Genomic DNA, 21,940 nt, shown 5'->3' on the forward strand with positions numbered 1-21,940 from the left:
CATGGTTGATTTCAGAACGCCCATCACGGTTTTGATCGTGGACGACCACCCGCTGATACGCGAGGGGATTACAGCAGTCGTGAGTGGTTATGAGGACATCAGCGTGGTCGGCGAAGCATCCGATGGGCTGGAGGCAATCCGGATATTTCGGGCGACGCAACCTGATGTCACTCTCATGGATGTGCAGATGCCGGAGCTCAACGGCATCGGTGCCATCAGCTCGATAATGTCGGAGTTTCCGCAGGCGCGCATCGCGATACTGACGACTTATCGAGGTGATGTACGGGCACTTCAAGCGATCAAGGCGGGTGCGCGCGGCTATCTTCTTAAAAGCACGCTGCGTCATGAACTGATCGACACGATACGTGCCCTCGCCGCCGGAAAACGCCGCTATCCTCCGGAGATCGCTGCAGAACTCGCGGCTCATATTGATCAGGACGGTCTCACCGGCAGGGAGCTTGATGTACTGCGCCACGTAGCTTGCGGCCTGTCTAACAAGGAGACGGCTGTAGCGCTTGCCATCGGCGAGGACACGGTAAAAGGCCACCTGCGAAACATCATGGACAAACTGGGCGCCAATAACCGGACCCATGCGGTGACCATTGGTATTCAGCGAGGAATCATCGAACTACCACAATAGCGTGCAAGCTGCGCCCTCCCCCCACTTTAGTGTTGATTCAGCCCGCCCCTTTAGGCTCTGTGAGTCGCTCGGCCATAGGGCCATCCTGTTCAACCGAGGGTGGCGAATCATACGCGCCACCTGGATCTAATCCCGGCAGAGGAGCGCGAGCCATGAACCAGAATGCGGGTGTACATTACCCATCCAACAGCGCCCCGCCCACACATTCCGAGTGGTTGAAACGGAGCCGACAAATGCTGGCGTTGTTAACGGAAACGGAAAAGGCTATTTATCACGACCCCGACGCAGCGGCCGCTTATCTGGACAGAGCAATCGCTATATTGGGAGCCGATAGTCATAGTAATTCTTCACAGTGCAAAGCCAGAGGCGGGTTGGCACGGTGGCAGATTGCACGTATCAACGAGTTCATAAAGCAGCACCTGGACCAAAGCATCCGCACCTCCGAACTCGCCTCGCTTTTAGGACTGAGCGCCAGCCATTTCTCCCATGCGTTCAAACAAACCACCGGATTGACCCCGCTGATGTATGTAGCTGCAAAGCGTGTGGAAGCGGCAGCGCGATATATGGTCCGTTCGCCGCATTCCTTGAGCGATGTCGCACTCAGTCACGGCTTTTGCGACCAGTCCCACTTCTGCCGCGTATTCAGACGCCAGACAGGCTTGTCCCCGCAGACCTGGAGAAAGCTCCACGCGGCAGATCCTGATTTGCTTAGAACCCGCAACACAACGGCATCCAATCAAGCGGTCCAGGCCAGGAGTCCAGCATGATCATTATCAGAGCAGCCGCAGAACGCGGCCAGTCAGATCATGGCTGGCTACGGTCGGCCCATACTTTCTCGTTCGCGTCGTACTTCGACCCAGAGCAGTCCGGCTTCTCCGATCTGCTGGTGATCAACGAGGATCGGGTCGACCCCGGCATGGGCTTTGGCTCCCATTCGCATCGTAATCTGGAAATCTTCACCTATGTTCTGGAAGGCGAGCTGGCGCACAAGGATTCACTGGGTAATGGCTCGACCATCAAACCCGGCGACGTCCAATTGATGAGCGCGGGCACTGGCGTTGTTCATAGCGAGTTCAACGCATCACAAACTTCGATGGTGCATTTTCTTCAGATCTGGATCCTTCCAGCGCAAGCAAACCAGCCCGCGAACTACCAGGAGTATTCTCTCGACCCGGTACACAAACGTAGCCGATTTGCCCTGCTCCTTTCGCCAGATGGCGATGATCAATCGTTAGCTATAAATCAGGATGTGCGTGTTTATACAGCAGAACTTGATGGCTACGAAGCTGCACATTTCAAACTGCGGCCTGGCCGCTACGGCTACGTTCACGTTGCTCGCGGCACCGTCTTGCTGAACGGAAAGTGGATGGCGGCTGGGGACGGGGCCAGAATCATGGATGAGACTGACCTTGATTTCAGCAATGGGCGTAATGCTGAGGTATTGGTATTTGATCTGCGGCCGGATACTCGCCTGCGGCAGCCGGGACGAGGCGAATAATGACAGTGAACCGTCTGCGCGCGCTTGTGTAGCGATTGCGATCTATCCTTGAATGGCTTCACAGGTTGTCGTGATCGTGGTTTCGACGGTTGTCATCAATTTATGAACGGGGCACTTGGCAGCAACTTTTTCGAGACGGTCTTTCTGGGTAGGGTCCAGTTGACCAATAAGGACCAGGCCAACGTGCAAATGGTACTTACCCGATCGCTCTTCACTGCTGTCCCGGTCGATGGTGATGTGCACATCTTCCAACGGAATGCGCGCTTGCTCCGCATACATTAACAAGGTGATTGCTTTGCATGCGGCAAGCGCTGCGTCATAGAGATCATGAGGATTGGGCCCGCTGTCAGACTCCGGGTCAAACCGCGCATCAGCGACAAGTTCATGCTGGTCAATCTGGAGCAGTTGACGGAATTTACCTGAATCGCTTCTGGATAGTTTTATGGTCATGGATGGTACCAGGTCGTGGGAGAAGGACTGCGTCCAGAACCAGCCCGCCCCCACCATGTGAGAGCGGGCTAAGGAAGTTACTTTTGCTGCGTGTCGAAACTCTGAATCAGGTTGGAGTAATGCGGCAGGTGATTGGCCAGAATTCCGCCAAAGCCCTCGACATCGTTGCGCCAGTCACGATGTAACTCACCGGCCACAGCAAACCAGTTGACCAGCTGTACACCGGCAGCCTGCATCCTGCTCCACGCACCGTCCCGCGTTACCGGGTTGAAGGTGCCCGAGGCGTCGGTTACTACAAACACATCGAAACCTTCTTCGATGGCCGATAGAGCAGGAAAAGCCACGCACACTTCAGTGACAATACCGGCAATGAGTAGCTGCTTCTTGCCCGTTGCTTTCACCGCGCCTACGAAGTCTTCGTTGTCCCAGGCGTTGATCTGGCCGGGACGTGCGATGTATGGCGCATTGGGAAACGCAGCTTTTAGCTCCGGAACCATTGGACCATTCGGGCCATTCTCGAAGCTGGTTGTCAATATTGTTGGAATATCGAAAAACGTGGCGATATCCGCCAGAGCCAGAACGTTATTCTTGAACTCATCCGGTGAGAAATCCGTACCAGTGAAAGCAGTCCAGCCTGATGATCCACCATCAGCAGGGCTACATCGTTTTTATCCAGACGCTTATATTCAAAAGCCATGATCCTTCTCCATTTCAATCAAGTTTCGAGTTCGGTAAGTGCTTGCCGATGAATGCCTGCACACCGCACGCCATTGCAGCTGCTGGGTTCCGCGTTGTGCTGGCCTTCGGCAGGTACGAGGTTTGTGCAACGCCCGTACACTGTCGCAAAGCATCGCCACGCGTTATTGGATGACTGTCCGAGATTGGGATAAATGTGTGATCAAGAAACTGGAAAGGGAAATAACCCGGGCTGGGCGCACCTGGTGCGCCCTCGCTAATGCACGCTCCCATTCAAATCGATCATGTGTTGCCCCCTAAAGTGGCGATCCAACTATCGGTACTGATCGGTAATCGGCTCAAGGAATGCCCTCATCAGGGCTGCCACCTCTTGCGCATGCGTCTCTAAGGCAAAATGCCCGGCATCGAGCAGGCGAACCTGCGCATCGGGCAGATCGCGCTTGTACTCGGCGGCGCCGGCGGGCAGGAATGCGGGATCATGCCGTCCCCACACGGCAAGCAACGGTGGGCGGTATTCGCGAAAATAAGACTGGAAGTCCGGATACAGCGCGACGTTGCTGCGGTAGTCGAGGATCAGGTCAAGCTGGATCTCCTCAGCGCCTGGCCGCGCCATATAGGCGATATCCAGTTCATAGCCGTCAGGCGACAACAGTCCGGGATCAGCGCCCGTGCCGTATTGCCAGTTGCGAATGGTATCCGGGGAGAGCGATGGCCGGCAGGCTTCCCGGTTTGCCGCGCTGGGCTCGCGCCAATAGGTCTCCCAGGGGCCCCATTCGTCGCTAAACCCTTCGACGTAGGCGTTGCCGTTCTGCGAGATGATCGCCGACACCTGCTCGGGATGACGCATGGCAAGGCGCAGACCCACCGGGGCACCGTAATCGAAGATATACAACGCGTATCGATCCAATGACATGGCGGCAGTGAAGCCCTCGATCACGTCGGCGAGGTGGTCGAACGTGTATTCGAATGCACCGCGCGCCGGCGACTTCGTCTGGCCGAATCCGGGCAGGTCCGGTGCAATCAACCTGAAGCGATCGGCAAGTAACGGAATCAGGTTGCGGAACATATGGCTGGCGCTCGGGAACCCGTGCAGGAGCAGAATTACCGGGGCATCGCTCGGCCCCGCCTCGCGGTAGAAGACTTCAACGTCATCAACTTGTTGAATCCCATAGCGTGTCTTCATCACATCATCCTCTGCCTTTAGCGGTGGTTAATTCCAATCTACTGTCGCAGGGCGTTCTTTGTTGCTATTGGATGACTTCCTGAGTTTGGGATGATTGTGTGGCTGGTCGCACTAACGACCTGCGCTCAGCCCGGACCCATGCGCAGCTAAGCCTCATATCTCGGCGACTTCTTCTATTGGCTTGCCGGACTCGTGAACAGCTCTGATCTCCACGCGCAACGGTTTTGGACGGGCGCCGAGCTCGGCCCCCTGGGTGACGCCCTCCCCCGAGGACATGCCTTACCGTCGGCGAATCACTAGATTGCGGATTTCTGTCATATCTTCCATCGCGAACCGCACGCCTTCGCGGCCTAGACCCGAATCCTTGACCCCGCCATAGGGCATGTTGTCGACGCGGTAGCTGGGCACGTCGTTGATCACCACCCCGCCCACATCGAGCAGATCCCAGGCATCGAACATCTTGAACAGGTCGCGGGTAAAGATGCCTGCCTGCAACCCGAATTTGGAGGCGTTGGCCTCGGCCAGTGCGGCAGAAAAATCTGTGAAGCGTGACAGCACCGCAACCGGGCCGAACGCCTCTTCGGTGACAATTTTGGTGTCCGCTGGCACGGCTTCGAGCAGAGTGGCGTCGAGCATTGCGCCGTCGCGAGTGCCACCGCACAACAGAGTGCCGCCGGCTGCGACCGCTTCGCTGATCCAGCTTTCCAGCCGGGTTGCTTCATTGACATGAATCATCGGGCCAATGAACGTCTCGCGCCGCTTGGGGTTGCCCGCTACCAGCGTCCTGGTCCTGGCGACCAGCATGTCGCGGAACCGGTCGTAGACATCGGCGTGAATGATGATGCGCTGCACGCCGATACAGCTCTGCCCTGACTGGTAGAAGGCCCCAAAGATCACGCGCTCGAGCGCATCGTCCAGATCAGCGTCGGCATCAATTATTACTGCAGCGTTGCCGCCGAGTTCGAGTACAACCTTCTTCTTGCCGCAACGGGCCTTGAGATCCCAGCCAACATCGGGCGATCCAGTGAACGAGAGCAGCTTGAGCCGGTCGTCGGTGGTGAACAGGTCGGCCCCGTCACGACTGGCGGGCAGGATAGAGAATGCGCCTTTCGGAAGGTCGGTTTCGGCAAGGACTTCACCGATGATAATCGCGCCCAAGGGGGTACGGCTTGCTGGCTTCATCACGAACGGACAGCCCACCGCAAGTGCCGGCGCGATCTTGTGCGCGGCCAGGTTGAGCGGGAAATTGAACGGCGAGATGAATGAACAGGGTCCGATCGGCACGCGCTTCCAGATGCCCTGATAGCCGCTGGCGCGCGCCGAAATGTCGAGCGGCTGGACTTCTCCGGTCATCCGCACCGACTCTTCGGCGGCGATGCGAAACGTGTCAATCAGGCGGCCGACCTCCCCCTCGCTATCCTTGATCGGCTTGCCCGCCTCGACGCACAGCGCGTACGAGAGCTCGTCGAACCGCTCTTTGAAGCGCGTAACGCAATGGGTGAGCACCGCCTGGCGCTCGTAACTGGCCATCCGCGCCATCGGTTCTGCCGCCTCGACCGCGCCTGCGATGGCTGCATCGATCGTCGCGACATCAGCCTGCGCGACACGGAACGCGACCTCGCCGGTGAACTTGTCGGTTACTGCAAGATCGGCATTCGGCTGCTGAGCCACATTGTTCAGGTAGAGCGGATAGACGGGATTGAGGGTGGTCATTTGAAACTCCCGAGAAGCACCCCGTCTTTCGGCGAAGCCGCAGGCAGGGACACTGATTGCAATTGTTTCGACAGGGTTTTGATGTCGATGTTGAGGATCTGGTCGTTCTCTGAATAATCAACTGGACAGTCGATCAGATGAACCCCCGCCGTGTCGCGCGTGTGCGCGAGCAGCTGCTTGAGATGCTCGGCGCTTTCGGCACGATGGCCGAACGCACCATAGCTTTGCGCATACTTGACGAAGTCGGGGTTGCCGTATGTCAGCCCCCAGTCCTTGAAGCCCATGTTCGCCTGCTTCCAGCGGATCATGCCGTAGCTGTTGTCGTTGAGGATCAGCACGGTGAGGTTGAGCTTCAAGCGAACGGCGGTTTCCATTTCCTGGCTGTTCATCATGAAACCGCCATCGCCGCAGATCGCCATCACCTTGCGTTCGGGATAGACCATTGCCGAAGCCATGGCTGAAGGCAGGCCCGCGCCCATCGTGGCGAGCGCATTGTCGAGCAGCACGGTATTGGGTCGGTAAGCGGGATAGTCGCGCGCGAACCAGATCTTGTAGATACCGTTGTCGAGGCAGATGATGCCGTCTTCTGGCATCGCCGCGCGGACCTGTTCAACTAGAAAGGGTGGGAAGATCGGGAAGCGTGCATCGCCTGAGATCGACGTGGTGTGCGCAACCTGGCCTTTGCGCGCCGCCAGCATCGCGTCGAACGTCCAGCCCCCATTGGGAACAATATCCTGCTTGATCTGCCAGATCGCGTTGGCGATATCACCGATAACCTCGATCTGCGGAAAGTAGACCGGGTCGACTTCGGCGGCCCTGGATGAGATATGGACGACCTGCGTGCCGCCCGGCCGCATGAAGAACGGCGGCTTCTCGATCACGTCATGGCCGATATTGACGATCAGGTCGGCGGCTTCGAGCGCGCTGTGAACAAAGTCGCCCGCCGACAAGGCCGCGCAGCCGACAAACCCTGTGTGACGTTCGTCAATCACACCCTTGCCGAGCTGAGTGGTAAGAAACGGGATACCGGTCTTCTCGATAAACTGGAGCAGCATTCGGCTGGTCATCGTGCGGTTGGCACCTGCCCCGATCACCAGGATTGGCGACCTGGCCTTCTCAAGTGCATGCACCGCAGCGCGCACCGACTTCACATCCGCATTGGGTCGCCGCGAGTGGCTGCGCTTGAGCGGGACCGATTCGGTTTTTTCGTCTGCGACATCCTCGGGAAACTCAATATGCGTTGCGCCGGGCTTCTCCTCTTCGGCCAGCCGGAAGGCCTCACGCACACGGCTGGGAATGTTGTCAGCACTCGCAAGTTGGTGGGTGAACTTGGTCAGCGGCTTCATCATGTCGACCACATCGAGGATCTGGAAACGACCCTGCTTTGACTTTTTTATCGGCTTTTGGCCGGTAACCATCAGGATCGGCATGCCTCCAAGCTGCGCATAGGCGGCGGCGGTGACCAGATTGGTCGCGCCCGGACCCAGCGTCGCCATACAGACGCCGGTCTTGCCGGTATGCCTGCCATAGGTCGCGGCCATGAATCCCGCGCCCTGTTCGTGGCGGGTAAGGATCAGCTGAATCTTGGTCGAGCGGCTGAGGCTGTCGAGCATGTCGAGGTTCTCCTCGCCGGGAACCCCGAAAATATATTCGACCTGCTCTTCCTCCAGACACTGGATGAAAAGATCGGATGCTTTGGTCATGATGAGATCCCCCTTTTTTTCCATGACGCTGGCTCGTCCGGCAATGGTATGAATTCCGCATCGTCGGCATCCGGCAGCTTCATCCTTCCCGCCTTCCAGTCAGATGCTGCCTGGGCAAGCCTCTCCTGCGATGAGGAGACGAAGTTCCAGTAAATGAACCGCTCCCCTACGGGGTCGCCACCGAGGACCATCACTCTGGAGCGCTCCAGGGCGCGTATGCGCGACGCGGCTGCCCCGAGCACCAACATCCTGCCGCTTTCGTAGCGCTGGCCGCTCACCTCTAGCGCCCCGGTCGCTATATAGATTGCGCGTTCCTCGTATCCGCCAGGAATCTCCGCATAAGCGCCTGCGGCCATATCGAGATGAACGTAGAAAAGCGGCGAATGCGTTTCGGCCCCAGCCGTCAAACCATAGGCACTGCCTGCGATGAGCTGTCCGATCACGCCATCATCGTCCCATTGCGGCAGATCCTGCCCCGCATGATGGGAGAACGATGGCGCGACCTCCTCATGCTCGGTAGGCAGCGCCACCCAGGCCTGAATGCCGTGCAAGTGATCGCCATGCACCCGCGCGTGCTCGAACCGCTCGCTATGAGTGATTCCCCGGCCGGCGGTCATCCAGTTGACTTCCTGGGGTCTGATTGCCTGTTCGTAGCCAAGGTTATCCCGGTGCATCACAGTCCCGGCGAACAGGTAAGTCACCGTAGACAGGCCGATGTGGGGATGCGGGCGAACGTCTACATCAGCAGCAATGCCTTGTGGGAGATCGATGGGCCCCATGTGATCGAAAAAGATGAATGGCCCTACCATTCGCTGCTTGGCAAATGGCAGAACGCGGCCCACCTGAAGGCCGCCGCCGAGGGCCCGTCGCCTCTGCTCGATGATCATGTCAATCATTTCGTCTCTCCTGTTCGAAGTACGTCATCAAGGGCCCTGATCCAGAGCAAGGGTCCTTCCGTTGATCTCGAACCCTATCGGGCCCACAGACAGGTCATCATGCGTTGTCAGGTACCGGCGTATTGAGCAGCTGCTGCTCCCACAGGAAGGCGATGCCGCTCCCGCCACTATGTTGCTTCATAACCTCGATCATCCCTTCGAGGCTGTCGGTTCGGGCCCAATCACGCTGCCACTCGGCTGCTACAGCCAACCAGGTCATCATGTTCACTCCGGCACCGATCATGCGCTGAATGGCAACCTCGTGAGCCTCGACGGAAACGGCGCCAGACGCATCGGTCACCACCGTCACGTCCCAACCTTCTCCAGCAGCCTGAATGGCCGGCATAGCGACGCATATCTCGGTCCACAGCCCGGCGATGATCAGCTGCTTTCGGCCTGTCGTCTTGACCAGGTCCACTACCGCCGGGTCCTCCCAGGTATTGATAAACGTCCGGTCGATTACCTCATGGTCAGGGAACACGTCGGTGATCTGAGGGAAAATCACGCCGCCCTGGGCAGCCAGCACGCTCGTCAGAATGGTCGGTACATTGAATGCCTTGGCTGCCTTCGCCAGGGCGGTTGAGTTGTTGATCACCATCAGCGGTTCGTGGCTGTTCAAATTCGCCAGCTGGAACGGCTGGTGGTCGATTAGTACAAGTACCGAGTCTTCGGGACGAAGAAGCGAAGCAAGGCCGTTACGGAAAGTCATGGATTATCCTCTATTCCTAATTTGGGCGTGCCTGCACTCTCGAGGCTGTCCGTCAGTGGCGGCACAACCTCATCTCGACGAGTACAAGATTCATAAAACACCCTGACACTGTCGCAAAGCGTCACCGTCTATTATTGGATGACTGTCTGAAGTTTGGATAATCGTGTGATCGGTGAAGCACTATACTTGTGGCCGCAGAAACACTTCTGGGAACGCGATTAACGGATGAAGTGCAAGTTATATGATCCGCTCCAACCAAAGCGCTGTCTGCTAGCGCTCGCCTTACACCATGAACGCTCGTAGAAAAAACGCACAGAATTAGGCAATAACGTCGCAGGTTCTGTGTATCACCACCAACCCTTAAATATATATATTTCATTCACGGGCTGAGCTAATCGGGCTTGGCTTTTTGTCACTTAGAGGCCGACTATTGATCGAGCTTCAAAACCATTCATGTTCAGGAGATTCGTTATGAGAAAATTCAACCGCATCAAAGAAAGGTTGATAATAAGTGCTCTGTCCGTCGCCGTTCTTAGTGCAGTACCGTTAACTGGCGCGATGGCTGAAGACGGTGCGGACCGTCTCAAAGAGTTCCACAAAGTAGCAGCCAGGGAACAGAGGATTGATGCTGAGCCGGCAGTCAAATCAGCTTCTTCCTCGGACAAAAGGCTCAAGCAGGCCAACCACCGTTCGGCAAGCTTGAAGCGTTTTCAAAAGCGTCACAGATACGGATTTTCTAAGCGTAACGGCCGCTAGACTATTTTATCTTTTGGCTGCAAGCGTCACGTGAGTTACTACCGAGCCCTAATTAACAGCCGTCGGGATAAGCGACCTACGGCTGTTTTATTCGGGCTCGATCACCAACCTTCGCAACTACTCCGAACGATAATGTCAGCGACCATACAGTCCGCTCATTGATCACAGGACCGGGCAAGGTTACGGCAGCAAGCTCGCAGCTCTTGAACAATCCGAAGGAGGGAGGGAGTGCGGGGTTCAGATTTTGCGGTCAGACCATCACCCATGTTTGGATGCAAGACGCATCGCATCTTATCGCAGCAAAAAGAGCGCATGGACGGATGCATTATCCCGATACGCCCATCCCCGTCTCGCCGCGCAGCTTGACAACATCCGCACGCGGCGGCGCGCCAAACATCCGACGATACTCGCGGCTGAAATGCGACGGGCTTTCATAGCCAACGCGAAAGCTTGCGGTCGCCGCCTCGAGCCCTTCCCTGAGCATTAGTCGTCTCGCTTCATGCAAGCGCAGCCTCTTCTGGAATTGGAGCGGCGACATACGCGTGACCTGTTTGAAACTATGGTAGAAAGTCGATTCACTCATGTTGAAGTCTTTAGCGAGATCACGCGCACGCAGCGTTTCGGCAAAGCGATCTTTGAGCATGGAGATGACCCTGGAGATGCGATTTAATTGGCTGTCCGCAGATACGAACTCACGTATCCGCGCCCCCTCCTCCCCAATCAATACTCGGTAAACAATTTCGCGGCGAATTAGCGGAGCAAGTATGGGCGCATCGGTAGGCGCGTCGAGTAGACGCACCAGCCGGATCAAGGCGTCGAGCATTCCCATGTCTACCTGCGCAAACCAGAGGCCGCACTCAGAGTATGGACGGTCCGAAGCTTCGACAGTCGTTGCTGCATTGCCTAGCTGCAACACCAATTCAGCCACCTCGGCCAGGTCCATGTTGATTTTCACCGCCAGGAACGGATGTTCAGGCGAGGCATCCACCACCCGGCCGTCCGCCGGGAGCTCGACACTGGACATCATGCAACTGAGTGCGCCATAGACGATATCATGGTCACCAAGTTGTACTGTCGTGCGCCCCTGGGCAATCACGCACAGGGACGGTTCGTAGACGGTGGGCATGCAGGATGTCGGCGCGTCGACGCGAAAGAGTTCAAGTCCCGCAATATCGGTTTTGTAAATACCCTCGCTTGGCAATTTTGCCGATACCAGCTCTGTCAGCTCGCTAGAGATAGGCGCGACATATAGTTTGCGGGTGCTGGGCAAGGCGTAGGCGAGTGGAGCCTGATAAGTGATGGTATTCATGACTACCCTCCAGCTTCGTGCAACCACGAATGCGGACTACAGACACTTCCGGGTGGATCTTGTAGGCCACCAGGATTCTGCTAGCCCCTCGAGCTGCACGCATCTGAAAGAGCCCGATATTTCAGGGCTCGGGTTTCTCCAGACGAATCTATGTATTTCATTATGTGATCTACTGGTTCGCAGATAGGGGTGTATTCGGTTGATATGGATAAAACCTTTACAACATCAGGTTTCAGGCCATATTCATAGGTTATGGGGATTATCTCACCGAGCACGTTACAGGATAAGAGCAATCCGATAGTGGCCAAAATAATGTTTTCTGATTTGCTGCGATTCTTGCTGTTCATAATCTGGATCCCGAATAGTTGTATATTGCTTTGGTGCTTCCAAGGACAGTCAAGGCACCAACCAATTTCGAGCAAGCGACATGTAAATATTCGCCCTCCTCAATTACTACTAACGGCCAGGAGTAATCAGTTAACCTCGATCGATCAACGGCTATCCAGCTCGATGCACCTAACCATCTGGAATATTGAACTGGAGGTGAAAGTACCAGACCGCAAATCAGGAATTGACAGATCAAATCTGCAAGCACTACAGATTATCGAGATCTAGCCCGCATATTCATCACAGCGACCAGATCTCTAAAATCCACCAACTTTCCAAGACATTGTCATTACGATGTCAAAGGAGCCGTGCTGAAGCCAGGTTCTCCATTTATAAAAGGTGCCCCTTCAATGTGATAAACCTCCGGCTCTTTCGAAAAATATCCCTCTAAGCCCATCATGAACTGCCGATGATCTTCACTCGCTTCGAAGCCAGGCGTGTGGTCCTCTAAGGACTGCCACCGCACTATCAGGTTGAATAGCTGTGGGGTTTCGATACCTTGCGCGAGCAAGTGACCACCGTAGCCTTTGGCACGGCTGAGTAGAGGAGCCACTTCGGTGAATGCAGATCTGAACTGTTCAATCTGATCTTTGTGAACAGGCAGCATAGCTATCTCATAAATCATGGGGGGCACTCCTTAATGTGAATACATCGGTTAAACATTCGCGCTAACGAGATGATCCTGCGGCTCGACTGCAATCACGACTTTTCCCCGGAGACCGTTGTTTGGGGTCTCCAGCAAGGCATGGGCGCGGCCAATGTCCTGGAGTGAATAGACCGCGCCCACATGCGGCCGCAGCTGATCGCGCGCTATCAAGGTGCTCAGTTCGTCAAGTTTGCCGCGGTTCTGTCTGGTGAAAACAAAGTGATAACTGGCGTTTTTGCCCCAGGCTTCTATAACGTTTTGTGGCTGGGCAATGTCAACAATCGAGACTACGCGGCCAAGTTGTGCGAGCGCGTCGGGGCTGCGCGACAATGTATTGCCGCCGATGGTGTCGAACACTACATCGACGCCCTGGCCACCGGTTTCCCGGCGGATGGCGTCCACGTAATCTTCTTGCTCGTAGTCGATGACCACATCGGCACCCAGACTCCGTGCGAACTCAAAATTGGCTTCGCGCACAGTAGTGAACACCCTGGCGCCAATGGCTTTTGCCACCTGAATCGCCACATGGCCGACGCCGCCAGCCCCGCCGTGCACAAGGATGCTCTCCCCCACTCTGAGCCCAGCACGCACGACCAGTGCTTCCCACACCGTGCCGCCAACCAGGGTCAGGCTTGCGGCCTCAAGATGACTCAGCGAGGGCGGCTTGCTTCCGATAATGCTTTCGGCTGCAACGTGGTATTCGGCATAACTGCCAGGGCCGTCAAATATTTGCGGGGTGTACCAGACTTCATCGCCTGGCACGAAGCTCGTCACACCCGGCCCGACGGCTTCGACAACACCCGATACGTCATGGCCGGTAATTGCCGGCAGCGGCACCAGGTCGGAATAATCGCCACGGCGTACCTGGTAATCCAACGGATTGATGGAGGTTGCGTGTATCCGCACCAGCACTTGTCCCGCGTGCGGCACTGGCTTGGGCACCTCGCAAAGCTCGAACGATTCCGGCCCGCCAAATGATTTGAGCACCATCGCTTTCATTCCAGCTTCTTGCTTCATGGTCTTTCTCCACTTATGGAACCCTCGGTCCCGGAGATAAGAATGTAACTACCTCACCGGGAACCCAGTAGTCCTCCTAGCGGCGAAGCTGTGTCGCGAAATACGGAAACACCTGGGTTAAACATTCGCATTGACCAGGCAAGCCTGAGGCTCGACTTACGCCCGAACAACGGTCGGGCGCTGAAAGTATCAGCTACCCCTTGGCGCTCCATGCTGTGGTGACGCCAATTCGTAGCAGTATCGTCCTATCTCTGCTCTCTACCGGTTACTACCATTTTGTGGAAATCTTTGTCGCTAAATGGAGGGCACCACAGTGGACATCGAGGAGCTACAGACATTTGTGGAAGTTGCTTACGCTGGAGGCATTTCGCCTGCTGCGCTCCGGCTTGGTGTAACCAAATCGGTCGTCAGTCGCCGGCTCGTCCGGCTTGAATCGGAACTCGGCGTCCAATTGCTCACACGGTCTACCCGGGGAGCCTCCCTCACGGAAGCCGGAACCACCTTCAGAGACTACGCGGCCCAGGTCTGCGCCCAAACTGACGTAGCCAGAGAAGCGATTCTTCCGACCGGTGAACTTCGCGGGCGCCTTCGAATTGCTGCCCCTCTGTCTTTCGGTCCAACTCATTTCGCTCCCGCAATCGCCGAAATGGCACGACGCCATCCGAATCTCCACATTCATACCGGCTACAGCGATCGCTTCGTTGATCTGATCACAGAGGGTTACGATTGTGCGATACGGGTTGGCTTACTGCAGGACTCCAACATGATCGCCAGGCGCGTCGGCCCGATCCATGGGAAGCTCGTCGCGAGTCCAGGCTACATCAAGGCGCATGGGGCACCGGAGACACCAGATGAAATTCTTGCTCATCAGGCTCTGATGCATGGCACAGAAGTCTGGCAATTTATGGACGGCGACAGGATCATCAAGGTACATCCACAGGGACGTTTCAAGGCCGACAGCGGAACAGCTCTAACTGCCGCCGCTGTAGCGGGGCTTGGCATCGCGTGGCTCCCCGATTGCCTGACTCATGAAGAGAGAGCCTCCGGCGCGCTTGTTCCGATTATGACCGACTATCCACCACCTCCAGTCGGTGCGTATGTCATCCGTCCCCCAAGTCAACACCCGGCACGGAAGGTCCGGATTCTCACCGAAATCATGATCGATTACTTTGAACAAACCCCGCACCTGCAAAACGATGGACACGAACGCACAGACGTTGCGAAACCTTATCCCTGTTTAGCGAAACTCATGGCAACTTCGGCCGTTGCTGAACTTTAGCTTCGCGGCTCGCAATCTGATAACGGTTCGACGGGATAGGGTTAGCGCGATGAGCGCAGCACGCGGCTCCCTGGTTTCTGAGGTTTTCCAAAGCAGCGCCGGGAGGTTGCTTCCGGCTTGGCGGCCGTAGTCATCTTCCCCTACCCGATGACTCGGGCGCTGCGACTCCTGGATGACATATCCTCAGGATGCAGCCTGCATCCTGCAGCGAAACCGTGCCCCCCCGTGACCGCTGCAGCCATCACGCGCTGAGCGCAAATCGAGTTTCATGCCACGTCCGAATGCGCGGGCGTCAAATCTAGCGACCCACGGACATATTCCCGCCGCCATTGACTCGGCGTCGTACCCACGTACTGCCGAAACAAGCGCGTCAGGTGGGATTGATCGCACAGCCCGCAATCGAGTGCGATTTGGCAAAGCGGAAGGCTCGTCGTCAGCATCATCTGCTGTGCGAGCTTGACGCGCCGGCCGGCGATATACGCGAACGGAGCCTCACCAAATGTTGCCTTGAAGGTTCGAAAGAAATGTCCGGCGCTGATTCCGGTGAGCCTGATGAGATCGGGACTCCGGATAGGCCGGTCGAGATTCTCCTCGATGTATGACATCAAGCGTTTCGCCTGCCAACCGGACAGCTTGCCGCGGAAAGCACTCTCGGCCTTCAATTCGCCGTCGCGTTCCAGGCTAGCTGCCAACAAAGCCGTTGCACGGGATAGACATGCTCGCGCAGCCTGATGATCAAGCTCAACCTTGGATTGCGCTATGGAGAGCAACTCCAACAAAGTCGCTGCCAACGCAACCCCGTTCTGGCTGCTCTGTTCATGAGCTCCTGCGGCCAACATTGCATTGCTGTTCATGGGATTATCCTCCGCTTGTGATCGTCCGGGTAACACGATCCACATGCCGATGATGATCAGGCGAATGCGCGCAAAAGCTAAGTCAGAAGTTGAAAAGCTCTGTAAACAGCAGGCTCTATCGCACGGTCGTCGAACCTCTATCCACCTGCTCAGCCCGCATCGAAAGAGCAGGTGCCCGAGTTATCTCGCAGAATGATCAGTTGCACGATCTTGTCTTCGGCGAGAGTGAAATAGAGCAGGACTTGCAGCGGATCGGGCAACCCACGCTTGTCGAAATTTCCGTCAGCATGGGCCGCAATAACACAGTGGCCGTAGTGCGGGATGTAGTGAGTAATGCGAAGCGATAGTTGCTGCCCGACGACTTCCCGCCTAGCCCACTCACCTAGTTCAGCTAGCCCGCGCCATTGCTGTAACTGATCGTTGACGATGGAATCCGCGGCGAAGACTTCAAGAAGACGGGGCAGGTCACCGGCGTTCGTTGCCTCGATGAACTGTGCGACTCTTGGAGGAAGAATCGAACCACTTGAGTTACTGGCCAAGGAAGCACCTCCTGCAAGGGCGCGCTCGCCCACGTATATCTCACCTATCCTCCGAGATTACAGGCTGGAGCGTTCGTAAATAGGTGTAAAAGCGTGTAAAAAGCGAATGGATCGAGGTCAACCACTGGCGCCCTATGCTTTTGCGGCCGGCCCCCAGGTTTCGATCAGGTGTCTGGCCGTTCTGAGATCGTGCGTCTCGTACCCTTCCGTAAAGCTTCCGTAAACGCCCGTCAGGATCACGTAGGCCTCCTCAGTCCGCCCCTCGCTTGTAAGCAGTGCGCCTAAAGCCATGGCGGAGCGCAATTCCAGGCTAAGTGCGCCTTGACTGCTTGCAAGCTGCATCGAATGCCGCAACATCGCCTCGGCCGATTCTGCGTCCAGTCGACCGGAAACCATCCCGATCTGCGCCCGCGTTCGCAGCAGCTCTGGCGTGTCGAATGATCCATGTCGCGCCTCAGCCTGTTCCAGAGCAGCGGTGATCGTCGCCTCCGCCTCCAGAATCTCGCCGCAATCGAGCAGCGCCTCGGACATCGATCGGCTCAGCGCCGTCATGAACATGAAACGTCTCTTCGCATGCAGGGTACCTAGCGCCTCACGAAGCCTGTCTGCCGCCAACCGGGATTGCCCCTTGAGCAAAGCCACTTCACCTGACAGCGCGATGCCGAAGTCCACCCAGGACCCGAGCGAGTAGCGACTGTCGTGCTGGATGAGACGGCTGATCAGCGCTTCGGCTTCCTCTACATCACCCCTCCACAGAAAAACCGTAGAGGCGTGTAACAAAGCGATGCACAAGCTCAACACGTTGTGCTCGGCTCCCTCAACTGCCTGACGAGCCACTTGGGCAGCGCGGTCCGCGGCGCCACTCAACCAGAGCGTGCGCCCGTGAAGGGCGAGTGCACGGGTTCGATGGCCGAAGCCAAGCAGATCGACCGCTATCCCGCCATGCGCCGCAGCGTGTTTAAAGCCCTCCTGGGTGTGGCGTAGCGCAGCCGTCTGATCGCCTGCCAAGTGATACGAACCCCCAAGCATCCAATCAGACATGACAATGCCCGCGGGAGAATCAATCCTGCGCGCCAAGTCGCTACTGCGCCAACTCACGTCAACAGCCTCACGGAACTGACCGACATGGGTCATGAATGCCTGGAGCCCCCAGAGCAGCCCGAGCTCGCGTTCCTGATCGTTCAGCGCCCGCGCCAGGCGCAGTGCCAGCTCGACAGAATTGCGGACTTCATCTGTACTGGCGCGAGTAAATAAGGCAGAAATTGCCAGCGCCTCCTGCAAGATGAGATGCGTCACGGAGCCCTGCTGCGAACCCAGTTGCGAAAGCGCGGCCTGACACCAACGGTGACACTCCTCCAGCAGCGACGATTCCACCAAATACGGTGCGGCAAGCGCTGCCAGGCGAACTCCTAACTCACCTTCTCCCGTCTCGGAGAATGCCCATGCAAGCGCAGCGCGCAGGTTCCCGAGCTGCATCAACTCACGGTCTGTGTCGCGCCGCTCATTCTCATGTTCATTGCTACGGTTGAATTGGGCTATGAGATGCTCGGCAAGCTTGTGCGAGACGGCGTCAACCTCGCCCGATTCCGCCAATTTTGCCGACGCGTAAGTGCGCGTCGTATCCAGAACGCGCAGATAGTTCGATCCGTTGAGTATCGATGGCGAGAGCATTGACTTATCGATGAGGCTGGCGATTACCGCTGCCACTTCGGCGTCCGTGAGAACCGCGTCCGCGGCGATATATTCCGCCGCCGCGAGCTGGAATGGAGCGACGAATACGGATAACCGGTACAGCACCCGCCGTTCGCTCTCGGACAGCAGGTTGTAACTCCAATCGAGCATCGCCTGGAGCGTCCGATGCCGGGGAGGCGCGCTGCGCCTGCCTTGCCAGAGAAGATTGAAACGGCTGTTGATCAATTCCGCAGTTCCACGCAGCCCATACGAGCGTACCCGGCCGGCGGCCCATTCGATTGCCAAGGCAATACCATCCGTTTTTCGGCAGATTTCGACCGCGAGAGGAGCCATCTCGTCCGTCAGCGGCTCCTGTACCCCGCTTGCCGCCACTCGATCCATGAAGAATTCGACTGCGGGATAAGCCATTGCAGCGGAGGCTGTCATACCCTCGCTGACCGGGGGAACATCGAGTGGCGGGAGAATGTAGACGTGTTCGCCCTCAACGCGCAGTAGCTCGCGACTGGTCGTAAGCAAGTGGGTTTGAGGTGCGGATTTATAAAGCCATTCCGAGAGCCCCGAGATCTCATCGATGAGGTGCTCGCAATTGTCCAATACGAGCAATGCTCTTCTGGCGCCAAAGAACCCCAGTATGCTCGGTTCGGGATCTTGCAATCGAACCTTTAGACCCAGCACGGAAGCAATCGCGCTCGGAACGAGCGAGGCGTCGGTGACCGAGGCAAGGTCGACGTAGTACACGGCGCCGTCAAAGGTATCGAGCATGGTACGCGCCACGCAGATCGCGACAGTCGTCTTCCCCATTCCACCAGGGCCGATGATGCTCACAAATCGATGGGTGGTGAGCATCTCGCCCAATGCGCGGACGGACGCATCGCGTCCAATGAGCCGCCCGAGACGCTCGGGCAATGCGGATTTCAGGACCGACACCTGTAGCTGATTGCCGGGGTAAGGATCGGGGGATCGGGGGGCCTCGGGTCTCTCAGGCGAAGACTCAACCCGCGCTCGCGTTACGGGTGCGACGAAGCTGTACCCGCGGCCGGGGACGTTGGCGATGTAACGTGCGCCCTCACTGGCCCCACCCAGGCATTTGCGGAGGCTTGCGATATTGACCCGCAGGTTGGCCTCGTCGACTACCAGTCCCGACCAGGCGCGCGCCATCAGCTCCCGCCGGGAAATGACTTCCCCAGGTCGCTCAACCAACGCAATCAATAGGTCGAGCGAGCGGCTGCCGAGCTTGACGGCCACCCCTTCCTTTTCCAGCAACCGCCCCACCACGTGCAGGCGAAACGGGCCAAATTCGACAATCTCGTCAGTCTCTGGCACGCAAAATCCTCGGGTATTCATGCTCGTCCGCGAACACGGGGACTTAACTGCCAACTACGAGGTCCTCGGCCACCAGCATTATCCTCCGAGGTATAGCACGATATTGCAACCTGCCATCTGCACCCATCGCGCCGGGCACGTGGGCAAGCTCTTCTCAAGGAAGACCGCGGTGATTGTCGAGATTCAGGCTACGTGAGCGATTTCTTTTCTTGATCGTTTCCCGGAATACGGATCAGGCGTTGAACAAGATCAGTTCACCTGGCGCCGAGGAATTTCAGGAGGGAGAAGACGAGATTGCTCTGGCTGCGCTGGAGGTCAGCTAGAGATGAAGCCGAGCACGTCCTTGGTGGACGGCTCTGACTCCATCCGCGCAGTCTGGTGGGATCTGTCTTGATAAATCCAGGTCGACTGGCCGACGATGCTCGCAGCTCGATTCAGGTGGTTTGGATGCGTCATCAATTTCGCGCACTGCTGTTCAGAACCCTTCCAACACAATTTTGCCCTTGGCCTTGCCGCTTTCGATTAGGGCATGGGCGCGCTTGAGGTTTTCAGCATTTATCTTGCCGAAGTTTTCTGTCGCCGTTGAACGAATGTGTCCAGCATCGATCAGCCCGGCTACGGTATCGAGGATCTCACCCTGACGTGCGATATCCTCTGTGGTGAACAGCGACCGTGTAAACATCAGCTCCCAATGGATCGACACAGCTTTGACTTTAAGCGGCATGATGTCGAGATCGTTCGGATCGTCGATAAGACCGAAGCGGCCCTGCGGCGCAATGAATTCAGCTATTTGGGGCACGTAGGTTTCGGAATGGTTGGTTGAGAACACAAATGCAGGTGCACCGATATCTAGAGCGGCGATCTGGCTCGCCAGCGCCTTTGAGTGGTCTACGACATGATGTGCGCCCAGTTCCTTGACCCATTCCTGTGTCTCGGGACGCGAGGCGGTTGCAATGATCGTCAGGTCGGTCTGCTCGCGCAGAAGCTGAATCGCTACGGACCCTACTCCACCCGCACCGCCGATGATCACAATTGCATTTGCGGCCCCCGGCACCCTATCGGTGACTTTTAGGCGATCAAAAATCATCTCTTGCGCCGTCAAAGTTGTCAGGGGCAGCGCTGCTGCTGCAGGCGTTTCGATGCTTTTGGGTGCATGGCCGGTGATGCGTGCGTCAACGAGATGGTACTCGGCATTGGTGCCGGGGCGGTTAATCGCGCCCGCGTACCATACTTTGTCGCCGACCTTGAATTGGCTGACCTTTTCGCCGACTTCTACAACCTCGCCCACGGCGTCCCAGCCGAGAATGACAGGCGCATCGCCCTCTGCTGGGCGGGCTCTCCGCACTTTTGTGTCGACAGGGTTGACTGAAACGGCGGCCACCTTGACGAGAAGGTCATAACCAGAAGCCGATGGTTTATTGATCTCAAGATCGATTAAAGAATCGGTGCGCTCAATTGCGCCGTTAGTCACATAGCCGATAGCTTTCATTGGGTTGTCCCTTTCATGGTGAGTTGTAGGGCTTGAGGCAACGTTTTAATAGCTCTGGTCCAGCAACAGACTGTCCGGCTTCGAGGCCCGGGGCGGTCGATGAGCACATCTGAAACGTTCGATTTGATCCTTATGAACGGGCAGCAGAGCGATTTCATAAATCATGGGGCTCTCCGTTAGTGCGAGTTCAACGGTTAGACATTCCCGCTGACGAGATGAGCCTGTGGCTCGACCGCAATCGCGATTTTTCCCCGAAGACCGTTGTTTGGGCTCTCCAGCAGCGCATGGGCGAGACCAATGTCAGCAAGCGAATAGACCGCGCCAACAATCGCCTGGCACGAAGCTCGTCACACCCGGCCCGACGGCTTCGACAACACCCGATACGTCATGGCCGGTAATGGCCGGCAGTGGTACCAGGTCGGAATAATCGCCACGGCGTACCTGGTAATCCAACGGATTGATGGAGGTTGCGTGTATCCGCACCAGCACTTGTCCCGCGTGCGGCACTGGCTTGGGCACCTCGCAAAGCTCGAACGATTCCGGCCCGCCAAATGATTTGAGCACCATCGCTTTCATTGTAGATCCTCGCTTCGACAAAAAGGGGAGTCGCCTGGTTTCCCGATAGCTATGCGCCAGTGGCGAAACTGCCTCATCGAGTATGGGATTGATAAAACGTCGGACACTGTCGCAAAGCACCGCCGCTTGTTATTGGATGATTTTATGAAGTTGGGATGATTGTGTGATGCCGCACTCGGGCAGACTCTTGGCTGCCCGCGCGTATGGGCAAATCGGCAGCCAACGAAGCTGGCCGCTGTCCACGCGTGAATGGCAAAATCGCCAACCTGGCTCAGGATTTCGGAGTCCCCGTTCCCACCTTTTTTCCTGGCGTAGAAACAGGTTTCACAACTGGACATCCGGCAACAGTACGGGGAATCGCACACTCCGTAATTCGAGCATCACGTCGTCCTCGCCCCCGATTCCGCTTGACCGCTTTGGCAGGCTTACTTTGATGGTAAGACCGGATACTGAAGTTCTGGTCGATTGACTGCCACGACGGATTTCAGGCAAAAAAACGCCCCAATCAACCATTTTCGGGTTGTGGGGCGTTTTGTTGGGTAAGAA

Annotated in this window: 19 protein-coding genes and 3 pseudogenes; 6 read left to right on the forward strand and 16 right to left on the reverse strand. The window is 56.9% G+C overall.

Annotation, left to right across the window (positions count from 1 at the left end):
* Position 1: 1 nt before the first annotated feature.
* The 3 genes from G3M63_RS15515 to G3M63_RS15525 all read left to right on the forward strand — a co-directional run bounded on the left by G3M63_RS15515 (position 2) and on the right by G3M63_RS15525 (position 2,138).
* Complete coding sequence (locus tag G3M63_RS15515; protein WP_163983701.1) at positions 2-640, forward strand: response regulator transcription factor; 639 nt, start codon at positions 2-4, stop codon at positions 638-640.
* A 152-nt stretch (positions 641-792) separates the two neighbouring features.
* Positions 793-1,407, forward strand: a complete 615-nt coding sequence (locus tag G3M63_RS15520; protein WP_163983702.1) for an AraC family transcriptional regulator — start codon at positions 793-795, stop codon at positions 1,405-1,407.
* On the forward strand, positions 1,404-2,138 hold the full coding sequence (locus G3M63_RS15525; RefSeq protein ID WP_163983703.1) for a pirin family protein: 735 nt from the start codon (positions 1,404-1,406) through the stop codon (positions 2,136-2,138). Before G3M63_RS15520 ends, G3M63_RS15525 begins: the two co-directional genes overlap by 4 nt.
* Positions 2,139-2,180: 42 nt before the next feature.
* Here the strand turns inward: G3M63_RS15525 and G3M63_RS15530 are convergent, their stop codons facing one another.
* The 7 genes and pseudogenes from G3M63_RS15530 to G3M63_RS15560 all read right to left on the reverse strand — a co-directional run bounded on the left by G3M63_RS15530 (position 2,181) and on the right by G3M63_RS15560 (position 9,527).
* Positions 2,181-2,588, reverse strand: coding sequence for an OsmC family protein (locus G3M63_RS15530; protein WP_163983704.1), 408 nt, complete (start codon positions 2,586-2,588; stop codon positions 2,181-2,183).
* Positions 2,589-2,665: 77 nt separating this feature from the next.
* A pseudogene (gene ycaC, locus G3M63_RS15535) lies at positions 2,666-3,285 on the reverse strand (isochorismate family cysteine hydrolase YcaC).
* Positions 3,286-3,597: 312 nt separating this feature from the next.
* Positions 3,598-4,467: an alpha/beta fold hydrolase gene (locus G3M63_RS15540; protein WP_163984299.1), complete on the reverse strand. Its 870-nt coding sequence runs from the start codon at positions 4,465-4,467 to the stop codon at positions 3,598-3,600.
* 279 nt (positions 4,468-4,746) lie between these two features.
* Positions 4,747-6,180, reverse strand: coding sequence for an aldehyde dehydrogenase family protein (locus tag G3M63_RS15545; RefSeq protein WP_163983705.1), 1,434 nt, complete (start codon positions 6,178-6,180; stop codon positions 4,747-4,749).
* A 68-nt stretch (positions 6,181-6,248) separates the two neighbouring features.
* Positions 6,249-7,883: pseudogene (locus tag G3M63_RS15550) on the reverse strand (acetolactate synthase large subunit); the annotation flags it as partial.
* Positions 7,880-8,779 (reverse strand): pirin family protein, encoded by a 900-nt coding sequence (locus G3M63_RS15555; RefSeq protein WP_163983707.1) that lies wholly within the window; start codon positions 8,777-8,779, stop codon positions 7,880-7,882. The pseudogene G3M63_RS15550 and the gene G3M63_RS15555, both read right to left, overlap by 4 nt.
* 97 nt (positions 8,780-8,876) lie before the next feature.
* Positions 8,877-9,527: a hydrolase gene (locus G3M63_RS15560; RefSeq protein ID WP_163983708.1), complete on the reverse strand. Its 651-nt coding sequence runs from the start codon at positions 9,525-9,527 to the stop codon at positions 8,877-8,879.
* A 471-nt stretch (positions 9,528-9,998) separates the two neighbouring features.
* On the opposite strand from G3M63_RS15560, the gene G3M63_RS15565 reads away from it, so the two are divergent.
* On the forward strand, positions 9,999-10,283 hold the full coding sequence (locus G3M63_RS15565) for a hypothetical protein (RefSeq protein ID WP_163983709.1): 285 nt from the start codon (positions 9,999-10,001) through the stop codon (positions 10,281-10,283).
* A 325-nt stretch (positions 10,284-10,608) separates the two neighbouring features.
* On the opposite strand, the gene G3M63_RS15570 is transcribed toward G3M63_RS15565, so the two are convergent.
* The 4 genes from G3M63_RS15570 to G3M63_RS15585 form a co-directional block, all read right to left on the reverse strand.
* Positions 10,609-11,592 (reverse strand): AraC family transcriptional regulator, encoded by a 984-nt coding sequence (locus G3M63_RS15570; RefSeq protein ID WP_163983710.1) that lies wholly within the window; start codon positions 11,590-11,592, stop codon positions 10,609-10,611.
* 80 nt (positions 11,593-11,672) lie between these two features.
* Positions 11,673-11,939, reverse strand: coding sequence for a DUF2790 domain-containing protein (locus tag G3M63_RS15575; protein WP_163983711.1), 267 nt, complete (start codon positions 11,937-11,939; stop codon positions 11,673-11,675).
* Between the two features lie 329 nt (positions 11,940-12,268).
* Positions 12,269-12,604, reverse strand: coding sequence for an antibiotic biosynthesis monooxygenase (locus G3M63_RS15580; protein ID WP_163983712.1), 336 nt, complete (start codon positions 12,602-12,604; stop codon positions 12,269-12,271).
* 30 nt (positions 12,605-12,634) lie between these two features.
* Entirely contained in the window at positions 12,635-13,624 is a 990-nt protein-coding gene (locus tag G3M63_RS15585) for a zinc-dependent alcohol dehydrogenase family protein (protein WP_163984300.1), read from the reverse strand.
* 331 nt (positions 13,625-13,955) lie between these two features.
* Between G3M63_RS15585 and G3M63_RS15590 the strand changes: the two genes are divergently transcribed.
* The gene (locus G3M63_RS15590) at positions 13,956-14,921 is read left to right on the forward strand and encodes a LysR family transcriptional regulator (protein WP_163983713.1); all 966 of its coding nucleotides are present in this window, start codon (positions 13,956-13,958) and stop codon (positions 14,919-14,921) included.
* 266 nt (positions 14,922-15,187) lie between these two features.
* On the opposite strand, the gene G3M63_RS15595 is transcribed toward G3M63_RS15590, so the two are convergent.
* The 3 genes from G3M63_RS15595 to G3M63_RS15605 form a co-directional block, all read right to left on the reverse strand.
* Positions 15,188-15,775, reverse strand: a complete 588-nt coding sequence (locus tag G3M63_RS15595) for a helix-turn-helix domain-containing protein (RefSeq protein WP_163983714.1) — start codon at positions 15,773-15,775, stop codon at positions 15,188-15,190.
* Between the two features lie 149 nt (positions 15,776-15,924).
* Positions 15,925-16,314: a nuclear transport factor 2 family protein gene (locus G3M63_RS15600; RefSeq protein ID WP_163983715.1), complete on the reverse strand. Its 390-nt coding sequence runs from the start codon at positions 16,312-16,314 to the stop codon at positions 15,925-15,927.
* A gap of 132 nt (positions 16,315-16,446) precedes the next feature.
* Entirely contained in the window at positions 16,447-19,269 is a 2,823-nt protein-coding gene (locus tag G3M63_RS15605; RefSeq protein WP_163983716.1) for a winged helix-turn-helix domain-containing protein, read from the reverse strand.
* Between the two features lie 233 nt (positions 19,270-19,502).
* On the opposite strand from G3M63_RS15605, the gene G3M63_RS15610 reads away from it, so the two are divergent.
* Positions 19,503-19,652, forward strand: coding sequence for a hypothetical protein (locus tag G3M63_RS15610; RefSeq protein ID WP_163983717.1), 150 nt, complete (start codon positions 19,503-19,505; stop codon positions 19,650-19,652).
* A 152-nt stretch (positions 19,653-19,804) separates the two neighbouring features.
* Here the strand turns inward: G3M63_RS15610 and G3M63_RS15615 are convergent, their stop codons facing one another.
* Both G3M63_RS15615 and G3M63_RS15620 read right to left on the reverse strand, forming a co-directional pair.
* Positions 19,805-20,818 carry a zinc-binding alcohol dehydrogenase family protein gene (locus G3M63_RS15615; protein ID WP_163983718.1) on the reverse strand — a complete coding sequence of 338 codons (1,014 nt, stop codon included), beginning with the start codon at positions 20,816-20,818 and terminating at the stop codon, positions 19,805-19,807.
* Between the two features lie 327 nt (positions 20,819-21,145).
* A pseudogene (locus G3M63_RS15620) lies at positions 21,146-21,394 on the reverse strand (alcohol dehydrogenase catalytic domain-containing protein); the annotation flags it as partial.
* Positions 21,395-21,940: the final 546 nt, after the last annotated feature.

It is taken from the genome of Pseudomonas sp. OIL-1, from assembly GCF_010669185.1.
Taxonomy (GTDB): domain Bacteria; phylum Pseudomonadota; class Gammaproteobacteria; order Pseudomonadales; family Pseudomonadaceae; genus Halopseudomonas; species Halopseudomonas profundi.